3 protein-coding genes are annotated in these 18,512 nt (G+C 67.5%); all 3 read right to left on the reverse strand.

Annotation, left to right across the window (positions count from 1 at the left end):
- Positions 1-10: 10 nt before the first annotated feature.
- Genes G6N55_RS05160 through G6N55_RS05170 form a run of 3 tightly spaced genes read right to left on the reverse strand, consistent with a single transcriptional unit; the run spans position 11 to position 18,221 of the window.
- Complete coding sequence (locus tag G6N55_RS05160; protein WP_085225674.1) at positions 11-7,675, reverse strand: non-ribosomal peptide synthetase; 7,665 nt, start codon at positions 7,673-7,675, stop codon at positions 11-13.
- A complete protein-coding gene (locus tag G6N55_RS05165) occupies positions 7,675-17,946 on the reverse strand; it encodes a non-ribosomal peptide synthetase (RefSeq protein ID WP_163667170.1) in 10,272 nt (3,423 codons plus the stop codon). Before G6N55_RS05165 ends, G6N55_RS05160 begins: the two co-directional genes overlap by 1 nt.
- Positions 17,947-17,990: 44 nt before the next feature.
- Positions 17,991-18,221, reverse strand: a complete 231-nt coding sequence (locus tag G6N55_RS05170) for an MbtH family protein (protein WP_085221865.1) — start codon at positions 18,219-18,221, stop codon at positions 17,991-17,993.
- Positions 18,222-18,512 lie beyond the last annotated feature (291 nt).

Here is an 18,512-nt window from a genome sequence, read left to right on the forward strand (position 1 = left end):
ATAATCGGGACTAGAGCAGTCCCACCAGCTGCAAGTCGGTGACGTACTTGATGATCACCGGTGCCGAAATGTGCGGGATGTCGTTGTCCGCACCGATTTTCGCTTCCTGCACCGCGGCACGGAACCGGTCGGTCGGCGCGAACGACTCGCGGGTCGGCTCGAGCGGTTGTATCTGCTCGGGGTTGTGCAGCATCAACTGCAGCATCTGCAGCACGGAGTGCTGGCGCTGCCGATCCGGCAGGGCCCGCAGGCCGGTCTCGAACTGCCGCACCCATTCCGCGAAGTCGTCGATGCGCTGGATCGGATAGCCGGCCTCGATCAGCCAGTCGACGTAGGTGTCGATTCCGATGCCGTCGTCGTGCGGGTTCATCACGTGGTAGGTCTCGAACCCGTCGACCACCTGGGCCCCGAGGGTGGCGATCGACTCGGCGACGAATTCGACCGGCAGCGCGTCGTAGTGCGCCCGCTGCCGATTACCGTTTTCGTCGCGCTGATAGAACGAACCGGGCGCGACTCCGGTGGCCACCAGGCTCAGGATCATCCGGGTGACGACGTCGGTCATGTTGAACTGACCCGCGTAGCTGACGTCGGACAGGATCATGTCACTGCGGAACACCGAAACCGGAAGCCCGAACGCGTCATTGGCCTCGCGCAGCAGCACCTCACCTGCCCACTTGCTGTTGCCGTAGCCGTTGGCGTAGCTGCCGTCGAGGACGCGGGTGGGACTGATCGCCCGGATGTCGGCATCCTCGGTGAACAACGCCGGCTCGATCTGGCGACCGAGGTCCGAGGTCGACACAAAGGCATACGGCTTCATCCGCGAGGTCAGAGCAAACTTGATCAGTTCGGCGGTGCCAACGACGTTGGGCCCGAACAGCTCTCGGTAGGGCAGCACGCCGTTGACCACGGCGGCCGAGTCGACGATCAGATCGACGGTGTCGGCCAGCCGTTGGTAGGTCTCGTCGTTGAGACCCAGATTGGCTTCGCCCTTGTCGCCGGCGACAACCTCGAGATGGTCGGCGGCCAACTGGTGGAAGTGGTCCACCAGCTGCGGGTCGCCGCTGTCGAACGTCTTCTCCAGGCGGCGCCACGCCTCCTGATCGGAGCCGGCTCGCACCAGGCAGATCAGCTTGCCGTCAACACGTTTCAGTTGCTTGAGCCACTCCAGGGCCAGGTAACGGCCCAGGAAGCCGGTCGCCCCGGTCAACAGCACCGTACGCGCTTCGGCGCTCGGGGCCGGCAGCGTCGGAGCGCCGAGCAGCGTCGTCTCGTCGATGAACTTGTCGAGGGTGAGGTCGCTGGCACGCAGCCCCTCGGTGTCGCGGCCGTGCACGGCAACGTAACTCGGGCCGTGGGCATCGGTCTCGTCGGAGTCGTCGTCACTGTCGAGACGCTGGCTCATGGTACGCACCGACGGCGCCTCGAACAGCGTGCGCACCGAGAGGTTGGAATCGAACGCCGTGTTGATCGCGGCGACCACCCGCATCGCCGACAGCGAATCGCCGCCCAGGTCGAAGAAGGAGTTCTCGACGCCGACCCGCTCGATACCGAGCACCTGGCCGTAGATCCCGGCCACGATCTCCTCGGTGGGTGTCGCGGGCGGGGTGTAGCGGAGCGCGCTCTGGTATTCGGGTGCGGGCAGCGCTCGTTTGTCGAGCTTGCCGTTGACGGTGCGCGGCAACGTGTCGAGCACGACCACCGCCGTCGGCACCATGTAGGCCGGCAGCCGCTCGCCCAGCGCACTGCGCATCGCGGCGGTATCGACGTCGCCGGTGACGGTGACATACCCGACCAGCCGCTTGTCACCCGGACGATCCTCGCGGGCGATCACCGCCGCGGCCTGCACGCCTTCGAGGGCGGCCAGCGCCGCCTGAACCTCGCCGAGTTCGATCCGGAAGCCGCGGATCTTGACCTGCTCGTCGGCCCGCCCCAGGTACTGCAACTGCCCGTCGGCGCCCCAGCGCACCAGGTCGCCGGTGCGATACATCCGCGCCCCGGATCCGCCGAACGGGCACGCGACGAACCGCGACGCGGTCAGACCGGCCCGGCGCAGATAGCCGACGGCCACACCCCGGCCGGCGATGTACAGCTCACCGACCACACCCTCAGGCGCCGGTCGCAACCATTTGTCCAGTACGAACAGTGCCGCGCCCGGCACCGGCACGCCGATCGGGGCGCCCTCGCCGGCCTTCATCGGCGCGCTGATCGCGGCGTAGATGGTGGCTTCGGTCGGGCCGTAGGCGTTGATCATCACGCGGCCCGGCGCCCACTTATCCACTATTTCGTTCGGCGATGCCTCCCCCGCCATCACCAACGTCGCGGACTCGAGCCCCTCGCCCGGCATCATCGCCAGCGCCGACGGAGTCTGACCCACCACGGTCACCTGCTCGGCGACCAGCAGGTCGCGCAGCTCGTGTGCGGACGCCGCCGCCGAATCGGGCACCACCACCAGCCGCGAACCGTGCAGCAGGGCATTGAAGATCTCCCACACCGAGACGTCGAAGCTGTAGGAGTGCCACTGCGACCACACCTGTCCCGGGCCGGTCGGAGCGCCGGGGTCGGGTGCTTCCAGTAGCGACGTCGCGTTGTGGTGGGTGATCGCCACGCCCTTGGGCACCCCGGTCGTCCCCGAGGTGTAGATCGTGTACGCCAGATCCTCCGGCGCCGCCACCGGGAAGGTGATGTCCGAGGGGATGGCCAGGTCGGGATCGTCGACGTCGATGACCGCCAGATCGGCCCCGTCGAAGCGCGACCGCATGGTCGCATTGGTCACCGCGGCGACCGGTGTCGCGTCACCGAGCATGAACTCCAGCCGCGCGTCGGGCATGACGGGGTCGATCGGGAGGTAGGCCGCCCCGGACTTGAGCACCGCCACCATCGCGATGATCGCCTCGGCCGACCGGTTGAACAGCAGCGCCACGCATTCACCCGGGCGCGCGCCCTTGCTGACCAGCACCCTAGCCAACCGCTCGGCCGCCTCGTCGAACTCGCGGTAGGTCCACGACCGCTCGCCGTCCACCAGCGCCACCCCGTCCGGGGTGCGTGCCACCTGCGCGTCGAACATCTTCGGGATCGTGGTGCCCTGCACCGGCTGGGTCAGCACGGCGCGGTTGCCCCACTCGTCCAGGCGGGCATGCTCGCCGGCGTCCAGCACGTCCATCGCCGACAGCCGCTGGGTCGGGTCGGCGGTCATGGCCATCAGCACCCGCTGGAACCGCTCCACCAGAGTCTCGATGCTGGCCGGGTCGAACACGTCGGTGTCGTACTCGACGCGGATGCCCAGTTCGTGGCCCGGCAAGGCCATCACGGAAAGCGGGTAGTGGTTGTATTCGCGGTTGGTGACGTCGGTGATGGCCAGCTCGTGCACGCCCACCGGCACGTTGGTGTCGATCGGGTAGTTCTCGTAGAGGAACAGCGTGTCGAACAACTGGTCGTGGCCGGTGGCGCGGTGAATGTCGGACAGGCCCAGGTGCTCGTGCTCGAGCCTGTTGTTGTGCGCGGTTTGCAGCTGGTCGAGCAGGTCGCCGATGGTGGTGGACACGGTGGTGTTCGCCCGTACCGCAACGGTGTTGATCAGCAGGCCCACAATGGATTCCGAGCCGATCACCTCGGGGGGACGGCCGGAGACCGCGGTGCCGAACGCGACGTCGCGCTGGCCGGTCAGCCACATCAGCAGCTGTGCCCACCCGGCCTGCAGCACCGTGTTCACGGTGGTGTGGCAGGAGCGGGCCAGCGCGCTCAGCGCGCGGGTCGTCTCGGCGGACACCCGGTACGAATCGACGCGTCGCCGCCCGAGCGCAATCCGGGTGGCGGGCCCGACCAGGGTCGGGTTGTCGAAGCCTTCGAACATCTCGCGCCACGCCGCCTGGGCCGCGGCGCGGTCCTGTTCGGCGAGCCAGGTGAGAATGCTGCGGTACGACGGGGGCGCCGGCAGCCGCTCGCCGTAGTAGCTGGCGAAGATTTCGCGCAGCAGGATCGGCAGCGACCACCCGTCCATCACGATGTGGTGGTTGGTGAGCACGAACCGGTGCTTGTTCTCGGCGGTCCGGATCAACGCCGCGCGGAAGGCGGGCCGGCCGAGCAGGTCGCTGACCGCGTCGCGCTCGTCGGCGCACAGCGCCTCGATCTGCTCGTCGTGGCCGGCTTCGTCGCTGTCGAGCTGGATGTAGCGCCAGGCCATGACGGGCTCAGCCGGAATGACCTGCACCGGCTCGTCGAACTGAGCGCAGAACCGGGCGGCCAGGTTGGGGTGCCGGTTGACCACCGTCTGCACCGCCTCGCGCAGCCGCTGCGGGTCGATGGCTCCGGCGATCGTGATGCCCAGCTGCACCGCATAGACGTCGTCGCCGTTGTCGCCGCCCTGGGCGACGCTGGCGTGAAACAGCAGACCCTGCTGCACGGGCGTCAGCGGCAATACGTCGGCGAGGTGGTATTGCTGCTCGAGTTCGTTGAGCTGCTGCTGGGTCAGCCGGGCGGGCGCCAGGTCGGACGGCGTCAGGCCGCCCCCGCCATTGCGCACGTGCGCGCAGATGCCGGACAGCGCCTCGAACCACAGCTTGCTCAGCCGGGCGATCTGCTCGCCGTCCAGCGCCGAGGGCGCCCAGGTCCAGCTGGCGTGCAAGTGCGGGCCCGCCTCGGTATCCATGGTGCCCGCGTTGAGGTCGACCGTGTGCATGAGTGGCAGCGGCACCGCGGTGGCCGCGCCGGCGACCGACAGACCTTCTTCGGAGATCCGCCACAAATCGCCGGACAACTCCGCCGCCGTGCCGGCGCCCAGCCGGCCCAGGTAGTTGAAGCCGATCGCCGGGTCGCTGCCGTGCAGGTCGACGTCGTTGTTCGCGTAGCGCAGCAGTCCGTAGGTCAGCGGGTCGGGCAGGCCGCGCAACTGCTCCTTGGCATCCTTGATCACCGGCCCCAGCGCGGCGTCACCGGCGACCACCTGCGCCCAGTCCAGACCGCCGAGGGCCAGCGAGACCGGGTACTTGGTGGTGAACCAGCCGACCGTGCGCGACAGGTCCACGTTGGGTGCCAATTCCTCGTGGCGCCCGTGGCCCTCGACGCCGATGCCGATCGGCGAGGCGCCGGTGCCCAGGAATTCCGCCCACGCCAACCCGAACGCGATCAGCAGAATGTCTTGCACCCCAGCGTGAAACGCCGCCGGCACCTCGCCCAACAGCGCCCGCGTCGTCTCGACGTCCAGCTCGGCCGATAGCTGTTCGGCGCTGACGTAGGTGTCCACCTCCGGGCGCACGGCCGGCAACGCGGCGGGCACCGAGGCCACTCGCCGCCACGCCTCGGCCTGCTCGGTGACCGCGGGGCGCTGCGCGTACTCCTCGAGCAGCGACGACCAGCGGGCGAACGACGTCCCGCCCGGGGGCAACGCCAGCGGCTGTCCGCTGTGATGTTGAGCCCAGGCAATGTTCAAGTCTTCCAACAGGATTCGCCACGACACGCCGTCGACGGCCAGGTGGTGAATGATCAGCACCAACTGCGACGTGGAACCAACCCACAACGCGCTCAACATGATTCCGGCGGCCGGGTTCAATCGCGACCGTGCCTCGACGAGCGCCTCGTCGGACAAGACCTCGACCGACTGCAGCAGGCCCGCGGCATCCACGGTCCCGACTTCGGGCACCTGCAGCGACCATTCGCCCGCGTCGTCGTCCTCGACCCGCAACCGCAGGGTGGCGTGCCGGTCGATCAACGCCTGCAGCACGGGCGCCACGTCGGCCTCGGTCACCCCGGACGGAGCCTGCACCACCATCGTCTGGTTGAACTGCTCGACGGGGCCCACCACGCCTTGCAGCCAGCGGATGATCGGGGTGGCGACCACTTCGCCGATGCCCTCGTCGACGACGCCGTCGGCGCCATCGGTCATCGTGGCCACCCGCGCCAACCGGGCCACGGTCTGCTCGACGAAAATGTCTCGGGGACGGCACAATACGCCGGCCGCGCGGGCACGCGCCGATACCTGCATCGACAGGATGCTGTCGCCGCCGAGGTCGAAGAAGGAGTCGTCGACGCCGACCCGCTCGACGCCCAGCACCTGGGCGTAGATCCCGGCCAAGATCTCCTCGACCGCATCGGACGGCGCGCGATATTCGCCGCCGCCGGCGTATTCGGGCGCCGGCAGGGCGCGCCTGTCGAGCTTGCCGCTCACATTCAGCGGCAGCGTGTCGAGCACGACAATCGCCGAAGGGACCATGTAGGCCGGCAACCGCTCGGCCAGCGCGGTGCGCATCTGCGCGGGGTCCACATCCGCGGTGACGGTGACGTAACCGACCAGTCGCTTGTCGCCCGGGCGATCCTCGCGGGCGATCACCGCCGCGGCCTGCACCCCGTCCAGGCCGGCCAAAGCCGCTTGTACTTCGCCCAATTCGATGCGGTAGCCGCGGATCTTGACCTGCTCGTCGGCCCGCCCCAGGTACTGCAACTGCCCGTCGGCGCCCCAGCGCACCAGGTCTCCGGTGCGATACATCCGGGCCCCCGGCTCGCCGAAAGGGCACGCCACAAAGCGCGACGCCGTCAACGGAGACCGGCGCAGGTACCCGGTGGCCACCCCGCGGCCGGCGATGTACAGCTCACCGGTCACGCCCTCGAGGGCGGGTCGCAGGAACTTGTCCAACACGAACAACGCCGCACCCGGCACGGGCACACCGATCGGCGCCGGCGCACCCGGCGTCAACGGCGAGCTCATCGCCGCATAGATCGTGCCCTCGGTCGGACCGTAGGCGTTGATCAACACCCGTCCCGGCGCCCACCGATCCACCACCTCGGACGGGAGCGCCTCGCCGGCCACGAACACCGCCGTGGACTCCAAGCCTTCGGACGACAACATCGCTGCGGCAGAAGGGGTTTGGCATAGGACGCTGACCTTTTCGGCGATCAGCAGCGCGTGCAGGTCGTCGGGTGAACTCGCCACAGTTTCGGGAACGATCACCAGCCGCCCGCCGTGCAGCAGGGCGCCGAAGATCTCCCACACCGAGACGTCGAAACTGTAGGAGTGCCACTGCGACCACACCTGCCCGGGTCCGGCCGGCACGCCCGAGTGCAGTTTCTCGAGGAGCGACGTCGCATTCTGGTGGGTGATCACCACGCCCTTGGGCACCCCGGTGGTACCCGAGGTGTAGATCATGTAGGCCAGGTCTGTCGGCGCCGGCGCCGACAACTCGGTGCCGGGGTCGGCGCCCGGGTCGTCGAAGTCGACGACGACCAGATCGGCCCCGTCGAATCGCGACCGCAGGGCCGCGGTCGTGACCGCTGCGACCGGCGTGGCGTCGCCGAGCATGAACTCCACGCGCGCATCGGGCAGTGCGGGGTCGATCGGCAGATAGGCCGCTCCGGCCTTGAGCACCGCCATCATCGACACGATCGCTTCGGTCGATCGCGAAAACAGCAGTGCCACAGTCTGACCCGGGCCCGCACCATGTCCGGCGAGAACCCGCGCCAATCGCTCCGCGGCGTCGTCGAGTTCGCGGTAGGTCCAGGACCGGTCCCCGCACGCCAGCGCCACGGCCTCCGGAGCATTCGCGACCTGCGCCGCAAACAATTCCGTGATCGTCACGCCCACCACGGAGCGGGTCAGGACAGCACGGTTGCCCCACTCGTCCAACCGTGCGACTTCACCGCCGTCGAGGAGATCAATCGATAAGAGCCGCCGTTTTCCGTCGGCCATTACTCATCCCCTGCATCGTCGGTCATGGCTACCAGCACTCGCCGTAACCGCTCGACCAACGTTTCGATACTGGCCTTGTCGAAGACATCGGTGTCATATTCGATGCGAAGACCCAGTTCGTGGCCCGGCACGGCTTGCACTGACAGCGGGTAGTGGTTGTACTCGCGGTTCGTGAACTTGGTGATCGTTAGATCCTGAACGCCCGACAACGCTGCGGTGTCGATCGGGTAGTTCTCGTAGACGAACATAGTGTCAAACAGCTGGTCGTGCCCGGTAATTCGATGGATTTCGTTCAACCCTAAGTACTGGTGTTCAAGTGTTTCGGTGTAAGAGCCTTGCAGTTGGTCGAGCAGATCGCCAATCGTGGTGGCCGAGTTGATGTTGGCCCGAATCGGCACCGTGTTGATCATCAGGCCCACAATGGATTCCGCGCCGGGCAGGTCGGTCGGCCGCCCCGAGACCGCGGTGCCGAAGGCCACGTCCGGCTGACCGGTCATCCGCATCAGCAACTGAGCCCAGGCCGCCTGCAGCACGGTGCTGACAGTGGTGCGGCAGGACCGGGCCAGCTCGCTCAGCGCTTGGGTGGTCTCGGCGGACACCTGGAACTCTTCGACGGCCCGCGCCCCGAGACCCATCCGTTGCGGCGGCCCGACCAGGGTCGGTGTGTCGAACCCGTCGAACACCTCGCGCCACGCCGCCCGGGCCGCACTGCGATCCTGATCGGCCAGCCAGGTGACAAACCGGCGGTAAGCCACGGCCGCGGGAAGCTTGGCGCCGTAGTAGCTGGCGAAAATCTCTTGCAGCAGAAGCGGTTTCGACCAGCCATCCAGCACGATGTGGTGGTTGGTCAACACGAACCGGTACTGGTCTGCCGCGGTGCGCAGCAAGGCCGCCCGGAAAGCCGGCTTGCCGACGAGATCGCAGACGGCGCCACGTTCGGCCGCGGATAGCCGCTCAATCTGGTCGTCGACGTCGCCCTCGTCCAATTCGAGGTACTGCCAAGTCAATTCGGGCTCGGCGGGCAGAATCTGCAGTGGCTCGTCGAAATCACCGCTGAAGCGGGCCACCAGGTGCGGGTGCCGGGTGATGACGGTGTGCACCGCATTGCGCAACCGGTCCGGGTCGACCGCACCGGTGATGCTGATGTCGAGCTGCACCGCGTACAGGTCGTCGCCGCTGACGCCGAGGTCCTCGGCGGTGCTGGCGTGGAAGAACAGGCCCTGCTGCAGCGGGGTCAGCGGCAACACATCGGCGATCTGGTCGGTCTGCTGCAGTTCGTCGATCTGCTGCTGGCTCATCCGCGCCGGCGCCAGATCCGACGGCGTCAGGCCACCGCCGCCGGCGCGCACGTGTGCGCAGATGCCCGACAGCGCGTCAAACCACAACTGGCTCAACCGATCGATCTGAGTCTGGTCCAGCGCCGAGGACGCCCAGGTCCAGTTGGCCTGCAGCTGCGGGCCACCCTCGGTGTCCATGGTGCCGGCGTTGAGCTCGACGGTGTGTGCCAGCGGCATGGCGACGGCCGTCGCCGCCGCCACCGCCGGCAGGTCGTCTTGGGAGACCTGCCACAGGTCACCGGAGAGGTCGGTGGCGCCCGCGCCGAGACGGCCCAGGTAGTTGAAGCCGATCGCCGGGTCGGATCCGTCCAGGTCGACATCGGGGTTCAGGTAGCGCAGCAGTCCGTAGGTCAGCGGGTCGGGCAGGCCGCGCAGCTGCTCCTTGGCGTCCTTGATGACCGGCCCCAGCGCGGTGTCACCGGCGACCACCTGTGTCCAGCCCAGCTCGCCGACGGTCAGCGAGACCGGGTACTTGGTGGTGAACCAGCCGACCGTGCGCGACAGGTCCACGTCGGCGGCCAATTCCTCGTGGCGGCCGTGGCCCTCGACGTCGATGCCGATCGGGGCGCCGCCGTTACCCAGGAACTCCGCCCAGGCCAGGCCGAACGCGATCAACAGAATGTCTTGCACCCCAGCGTGAAACGCCGCCGGCACCTCACCCAACAGCGCCCGCGTCGTCTCGACGTCCAGCCCGACCGACAACTGTCCGGCCGTGGCGAAGGTGTCCACCTCGGGGCGCACGGCCGGCAACGCGGCGGGCACCGAGGCCACCTGCCGCCATGCCTCGGCCTGGGCGACGACTGCGGGGACACGCGCGTGCTGGTCCAGCAGCGACGACCACCGGGCGAACGAGGTGCCCGGCACCGGCAGCGCCACCTCTTGCCCGCTGTGGTGCTGGGCCCAGCCAATGTTGAGGTCTTCCAACAGGATTCGCCACGACACCCCGTCGACGGCCAGGTGGTGAACGATCAGCACCAACTGCGACGTGGAACCAACCCACAACGCGCTCAGCATCACCCCGGCGGCCGGATTCAACCGTGACCGCGCCTCGACGAGCGCCTCGTCGGACAACGCGTCGACCGACCGCAGCAGGGCGGCGGCATCCACCGAGCCGACCTCGGGCACCCACAGCGACCAGCCACCGGCGCCGTCGTCGTCGACCCGCAGCCGCAGCATCGCGTGCCGATCCACCAGCGCCTGCAGCACGACCGCCGCGTCGGCTTCGGTCACGCCGTCGGGGGCCTGCACCACCATCGTCTGATTGAACTGTTCGACCGGACCGTCGGTGTCGTGCAGCCACCGAACGATCGGGGTGGAAATGACCTCACCAAGACCCTCGTCGGCCGCGCCATCGCCGTCGCCGCCCATTCGGGCCACCCGGGCCAGCCGGGCCACGGTCTGCTCGACGAAAATGTCACGCGGACGGCACACCAGACCCGCCGCCCGGGCCCGGGCCACCACCTGCATCGACAGAATGCTGTCGCCGCCGAGGTCGAAGAAGGAGTCGTCGATGCCGACGCGTTCGACGCCGAGTACTTGGGCGTAGATCCCGGCCAAGATTTCCTCGACCGCGTCGCTGGGGGCGCGGTAGTGGTCGACGTCGGAGTATTCCGGGGAGGGCAGCGCGCGAGTGTCGAGCTTGCCGTTGACCGTCAACGGCAGCGCATCCATCACGACGACCGCGACCGGCACCATATACGACGGCAGCCGCTGGGCCAGCTGGGCGCGGATCTCGGCCGGGTCCGCGGCCCCGGTCACATACCCGACCAGACGCTTATCACCCGGACGGTCCTCACGGGCGATCACCACCGCCTGATCCACGTGATCCAAACCGCTTAGCGCTGCCTGGATCTCACCAAGTTCGATGCGATACCCGCGGATCTTGACCTGCTCGTCGGCCCGCCCCACATACCGCAGCTGCCCATCGGCACCCCAGGACACCAAATCCCCGGTCCGATACATCCGCGCCCCGGGCCCACCGAACGGACACGCCACAAACCGCGACGCCGTCAAATCCGGGCGCCCGACATAGCCGCCGGCCACCCCGGCACCGGCCACATACAACTCCCCGACCACCCCGGGTGCGACGGGGCGCAACCAGCCGTCCAGCACGAAGAACGCCAAATGCGCCAACGGCACCCCGATCGGGCTGGTGTTGCTGTCGATGTCGGCGTCGACGATCTCGCGGAACGACGCATGCACCGTCGTCTCGGTGATGCCATACATGTTGATCATCCGCGGCAATCCCGGATGATTGTGCAACCACGTCTGCAGCCGTTGCGGCTCAAGCGCTTCGCCACCGAAGACCACGGTTTGCAGTTTGAGCTGCTGTCCCAGCTCGGGCTGCAGCGCGTCGGCGGCCTGCAGCGCGTAGAACGCCGAAGGCGTCTGGCTCAGCACGCTGACCTGTTCGCTGACCAGCAACGCATGCAGGTCTTCCGGCGAGCGGACCACGGCGTCGGGCACCACGACCACCCGGCCGCCGTGCAGCAGCGCACCCCAGATCTCCCACACCGAATAGTCAAACGCCAACGAATGACACTGCGTCCACACCTGCCCCAGTTCCATCTCGGCGTCCAACGACTCCAACAACTGGGTCACATTGCGGTGCGTGACCGCCACACCCTTGGGCTTACCCGTGGTGCCCGAGGTGTAGATGATGTAGGCAACGTGATCGGCCGCGGGTATCGGCAATGCGGTGTTCGGTGCGGCGCCGATCGCCGGGTCCTCGACATCGAGGACCGCCACATCAGCGCCCTCCAGCCGCGCGCGCAGGTCCGCGGTGGTCAGGGCGGCGATGGGCGCGGAGTCCGACAGCATGAACTCCATCCGCGCCCTCGGGTGTGCGGGATCCATCGGCAAATACGCCGCCCCCGTCTTCAGCACCGCCAGCAACGAGACGATCGCCTCGGCAGACCGGTTGAGCAGCACCGCCACCCGCTCACCCGGACCCGCCCCGCACCCGGATAGCACGTGCGCCAACCGATTCGCCGCCTCGTCGAGCTCGCGGTAGGTCCACGACCCATCACCACAATTGACCGCCACCGCCTCCGGGGCGCGCGCGACCTGCGCGGCGAACAACTCCGGAATCGACACCGGCACGCTCGCGGGCTGCGTCAACACCTCCCGGTTGCCCCACTCCTGCAACCGCGCATGCTCATCACCATCAAGCAAATCAATCGACGACAACCGACGCGACGCATCAGTCGTCATCAACACCAACACCCGACGCAACCGCTCCACCAACGAGTCCACGGTCGCGACATCGAACACGTGGCTGTCGAATTCGACGCGCAGGCTCAGTTCGTGGCCCGGCGTCACGACCACCGATAGCGGGTAGTGGTTGAATTCGCGGCTGCTGAAATCGGTGATGGCCAACTCGTGGACGCCCAGCAGCGCCCCCGCGTCGACCGGGTAGTTCTCGTAGAGGAAAAGCGTGTCGAACAGCTGGTCGTGACCCGTCACGCGGTGGATATCCCGCAGCGCCAGGTGGTCGTACTCGATCGTGTCGTTGTGGGACCGCTGCAACTGGGCCATCAGGTCGGCGATGGTGGTCGTCGCGGTGGCGCTGGCCCGCACCGGCACGGTGTTGATCAGCAGACCCACCAGCGCTTCGGCGCCGGGCAGCTCGGTCGGCCGGCCGGAGACGGCGGTGCCGAAGGCGACATCGTGGTGGCCGGTCAGCCACATCAGAACCTGCGCCCACGCCGCCTGCAGCACGTTGCTGACGGTGGTGTGGTTCGAGCGCGCCAGCTCGGTGAGGGCCTGGGTCGTGTCGGCAGGCACCCGATACGATTCCACGCCGCGCTCGGCCGCCTGTCCGGGCGGACTCACCAGGGTGGGCGTGTCAAAGCCGGCCAGCACCTCGGCCCACGCGGCTTGCGCGGCATCGCGATCCTGCTCGGCCAGCCAGGTGACGAAGCTGCGATACGACGGCGGCGCGGGCAACCGTTGCCCGTAATAGAGAGTGAAGATCTCCTGCAGCAGGATCGGCAACGACCAGCCGTCGATCACGATGTGGTGGATGGTCAGCACCAACCGGTGCCGGTTGTCCCCGGTGCGGATCAAGGCCACCCGGAAGGCGGGCTGGTCGGCGATGTCGCACACCAAGGCGCGTTCGTCGGCGCACAGCTTTTGGACCCGCTCGTCGACTTCGGCTTCGCCGCCGGTTATTTCGGCGTACTGCCACGCCATGACCGGCTCGGCCGGGATGATCTGGATCGGCTCGTCGAATTGCTGGCAGAACCGCGCCGCCAGGTTGGGGTGCCGGTTGACCACCGTCTGCACCGCCTCGCGCAGCCGCTTCGCATCCAGCGGGCCGGTCACCGTGATGCCCAATTGCACGGCGTACAGATCGTCGCCAGAGCCCTCCGCGAGCGCGGTGTGGAACAACAGCCCCTGCTGCACGGGGGTCAGCGGAAGCACGTCGGCGATGCGCAGCTGCCGGGACAGGTCGTCGATTTGCTCTTGGCTCAGGCGCGCCGGCGCCACATCCGACGGTGTCAGCCCGCCACCACCGCGACGCACGTGTGCGCAAATGCCGGCCAGGGCCTCGAACCACAGTTGGCTGAGCCTGTTGATCTGGGTGTCGTCCAGTGCCGACGGCGCCCAGGTCCAGTTGGCGTGCAGATGCGGACCAGCTTCGCCGTCGACCGTACCGGCGTTGAGTTCCACGGTGTGCGCCAACGGCATTGGGATCGACGCGGCCGCACCGGCCAGTTCGAGGCTATCCTGGCTGACTCGCCACAGGTCCTCGGAGAGCTCGGCGGCCGAGGCGCCCATGCGGCCCAGATAGTTGAAGCCGATCGCCGGGTCGGTTCCGGCCAGATCCACCCCGGGGTTCAAGTACCGCAACAGACCGTAGCTCAATCCGTCGGGCAGGGCCCGCAGCTGTTCCTTGACCTCTTTGATGACCGCGCCGAGTGCCGGGTCGCCGGCGACCACCCGCGACCAGTCCAGACCACCGATGGTCAACGACACCGGGTACTTGGTGGTGAACCACCCGACCGTGCGCGACAGGTCCAGGTATGGAGCCAGTTCTTCCTGTCGCCCGTGACCCTCGACGTCTATGCCGAGCGGCTTGCCCGGGGAGCCCAGGAATTCCGCCCAGGCCAACCCGAACGCGATCAACAGAATGTCTTGCACCCCAGCGTGAAACGCGGCCGGCACCTCGCCCAGGATCTGACGGGTCGTGTCGACGTCCAGGTCCACCGACAACCGTCCGGCATTGGCGTGCGTATCCACCGCGGGCTGTACGGCCGGCAACACCGCCGGGGTGGACGCCACCTGCCGCCAGGCGTCCGCCTGTGCCACGACGGCCTCGCCAAGGGCGTGCTCTTCGAGCAGTGACGACCACCGGGCGAACGACGTCCCGGGCGCCGGCAACTTCACCTCTTGCCCGCTGTGATGCTGGGCCCACGCGATGTTGAGGTCCTCCAACAGGATTCGCCACGAGACACCGTCGACTGCCAGGTGGTGAATGATCAACGCCAATTGGGACGTCGAGGTGACCCACAGCGCGCTCAGCATCGACCCGGTGGCCGGGTTCAGCCGCGACCGTGCCTCGGTGAGCGCCTTGTCGGTCAGCTCATCGACCGATTGCAGATGAGCGGCGGCGTCGACGGTCCCGACGTCGGGCACCCACAGCGACCAGCCGCCGGCGCCGTCGTCGTCGGCACGCAGCCGCAGGGTCGCATGCCGATCCACCAGCGCCTGCAGCACCACCGCCACATCCGCCTCGGTCACGCCGGTCGGGGCTTGTATCACCATCGCCTGGTTGAACTGCTCGACCGGGCCGTCGATGTCCTGCAGCCAGCGGATGATCGGGGTCGACACCACCTCGCCGAGGCCCTCGTCGGCCACGCCGATCTCGCCGGTGGCCACATTGGCCACCTGGGCCAGCCGGGCCACCGACTGCTCGACGAAGATGTCGCGCGGCCGCAGCAGCACACCGGCCGCCCGGGCCCGCGCCACCACCTGCATCGACAGGATGCTGTCGCCGCCCAGGTCGAAGAACGAATCATCGATCCCGACCCGCTCGAGGCCCAGGATCTCGGAGTAGATACCGGCCAGCACCTCTTCGACCGCGGTGGTCGGGGCACGGTAAGCGCCGCCGACACTGTGGTATTCGGGCGCCGGCAGGGCGCGGGTGTCGAGTTTGCCGTTGGGCGTCAGCGGCAGCGTCTGCAGGACGACGACCGCGGCGGGAACCATGTAGCCCGGCAGTCGCTCGGCCAGCCTGGCGCGGGCCGCAGCGGGGTCGACGGTGCCGGTGACGTAGCCGACCAGGCGCTTGTCGCCGGGGCGGTCCTCGCGGGCGATGACCGCGGCCTGCTTGACGTCGTCCAGCGCGGCCAGCGCGGCTTGGACCTCACCCAGCTCGATGCGATACCCGCGGATCTTGACCTGCTCGTCAGCGCGGCCGAGGTAAAGCAGTTGTCCGTCGTCGCCCCACGAGACCAGGTCTCCGGTGCGGTACATCCGCTCCCCCGGCTGCCCGAACGGGCATGCCACAAATCGCGACGAGGTCAGACCGGCCCGCCGCACATATCCGCACGCCACACCGGCGCCGGCGACGTACAACTCACCGACCACGCCGGGCGGCACCGGCTTCAACCATCTGTCCAGCACGAACAACGCCGCACCCGGGACCGGCGAACCGATCGGCACCACACCGGATCCCGGTACCAGCGGGGCGCTGATCGCCACACACACCGTGGTTTCGGTGGGGCCGTAGCCGTTGATCATCACTCGCCCGGGTGCCCACTGATCCACGACCTCAGGCGGGCAGGCCTCGCCCGCGACCACTAAGGCGGCGGTCTCCAACCCCTCGGGCGACAGCATTCCGACCGCCGAAGGCGTCTGGGTGAGCACGCTGACGTGTTCACGAACGAGTAAGGCGTGGAAGTCTTCTGGCGAGCGGGTCACCGACTCCGGCACCACCACCAGCCGCCGGCCGCCGAGCAGGGCGGCCCAGATCTCCCACACCGAGAAGTCGAATGCCAGCGAGTGGCACTGCGACCACACCCCGGTTCGCGGGAGGCCGGCATCGAAGCAGGCGAACAGTTGCGTGACGTTGTGGTGCGTAACCGCAACACCTTTGGGGGTCCCGGTGGTACCGGAGGTGTAGATGACGTGGGCGATGTTGTCCGGGTCCGGCGCCGGCAGTGCGGTACTGGGCTGGGCCGCGATGCGGGGATCGGCGACGTCGATGACCACCAGATCCTGTCCGTCCAGCCGCGACCGCAGGTCCGCGGTGGTCACCGCCGCGGTGGGCGCGGCGTCGGCAAGCATGAACTCGGTGCGCGCCGACGGCAGAGCCGGGTCAATGGGCAGGTATGCGGCACCGGTCTTCAAAACGGCCAGGATCGCGATGATCGCGTCGGCCGAACGGGAAAACTGAAGCGCCACAACGTGGCCCGGGCCGACGCCCTCGCCAACCAGTACGTGCGCCAGCCGGTTGGCGGCCTCGTCGAGTTCCCGGTAGGTCATGGATCGACCCTCGAAGGTCACCGCGACCGCCTCGGGGGTGCGCTCCACGTGTTTGGCGAAGGTAGCCGGAATCGACACCTTCGCCGGTGCGAGCTCCGTCAGTACGGCCCGGTTGCCGATCTCGTCAAGGCGGACCGTGTCGTCGGCGTCGAGCGCCGCGATCGACGACAGCGTCGCGGTCGGGTCCTCGACCATCGCCAGCAGCACCTGCTGCAACTTCGCCGCCAGGTCGGCGACGTCAAAGTTCGCGAACGGCTGCCCGGGTCCGGCCGTGCTCAGGAACAGCTGGTCGCCGGCGCCGAGGAAGAAGAAGCCGAAGTGGCCCACCGGGCCGTGGTTCGTGTATCCCGCATGTGCCGGGGCACCGGCAAGGTTCAGGGTCAGGCGCGACGGGATGAAGTTGACGCCCACGCGATTAGCGCCCTGCCGGGCGCCGCCCTCGCCTTCGAGCGCATGCACCGGGAAACGCTGATGTTGCAGCAGTTCCCGAATTCGAATGTCGACATGGGCGACAAAGTCGGCGACCGTCGAATCCGGTGCCGTCGACAACACCAGCGGAACGACGCCGGCAAGCATCGCGGGCAGCTTCTTCGACGCTTCGGACACTCGGCGGCTGACCGGGAAGTCCAGCGTCACTTCGGAAGCGTTGCCAGACCACCCGCGCACCAACAGTGCACACGCGGCGGTAATGGCCGAATAGCGGCGGACCCGCAACTGTTTCGTCAACTGTTGCATTCGGCCCACAACCGCCGGGTCCAACTGCACCGAGGCTGATGTCAGATACGGGTCACGCTCGGCGGTGACCTGAGGCAAGCGGTAATGGAATCCGCTTTCGGTCGGCAGGTGTTCCTGCCAATAGGCCTGGTCATCCTGGTAGTCGGCGGAAGCCTCGTAACCGGACTCGCAGTCGATCAGGTCCTGCAAGGAACCGAAGTACGCGTCCGGTACCGGATCGCCGGCGACCAGGGCCGTATAGACGGTAGCTACCCGGCGGCTCACCAGCGCCATCCCCATACCGTCTACGGCGATGTGGTGACAGCAAGCGAACAAATAGAATTCGTTGTCTTGTGTTTGAAATAGCGTGAATATGAAAAGCGGACCCGAGAATGGCATTGGCGTGCGCTGAATTGAGGACGCCATTTCACGTACTTTTCGCACGGGATCATCCGAGCCGCGGAAATCATAGAAGCCCAGCTCGGCATCCGGATAATCGACCGCCTTTTGTAAAACGTGGCCGTCGGCCTCGAAGAACGCGACCCGGCCCGACTCGGCCTCTCCGACCACTTGCCGGATCGCCTGCTGCAGCAAATCGTGATGGACGAGACCTTCGATCAACACCAAAAGACCAAGCTGCCACTCGGTACCCGCGAAACCGGTTTCCTGCGAGAGCCAAATATCAAGCTGCCCCCGCGTCAGCGGATGTGCCCGCTCACCACGTTCCATGTGAGTCCCCCGAAGCTCCACCCGAGTCCCCATACCCAGGCGGTTTACTTATCAAAACTCCGACCCGCTGCCAGCCGCTCGCGCAGACTCTTCGGCCGGATATCGGGCCAGTTCTGCTCGATGTAGTCGAGACACGCCGCACGGTCCGCCTCGCCGTATACCACCCGCCATCCAGCGGGGACATCGGCGAAGGTCGGCCATAGGCTGTGTTGCTCCTCGTCATTGACCAACACGAAAAAACTGCCATTATCGTCGTCGAACGGATTGGTGCTCACAGTTCTCCAGGCGTTCTCTCTTATAACTGGGGTCGTTCCAAACCATACTGGAGGCCTACAGGCTCGGTCGGAGGTTTCGACAAAGTTCCTGATGTGATCTGTTAAGCACTCGTGACACCTCTTGGCAATTCGTTGCGAGGCGCAACGCTGGGGCGTTGGCGCCCCGGAGTGCAGTGACCTGCAGCGACGGTATCGGCTGTCTGCCGCCCGCCAAGAGTACGGTACCTACGGCCAGAAAACGACCGAGTTACGCTCTCGTTGCTCGTTAGTTGCCGCGCTGGAATAGCGCCG

It is taken from the genome of Mycobacterium florentinum (assembly GCF_010730355.1).
In the GTDB taxonomy this organism is placed as follows: Bacteria; Actinomycetota; Actinomycetes; order Mycobacteriales; family Mycobacteriaceae; genus Mycobacterium; species Mycobacterium florentinum.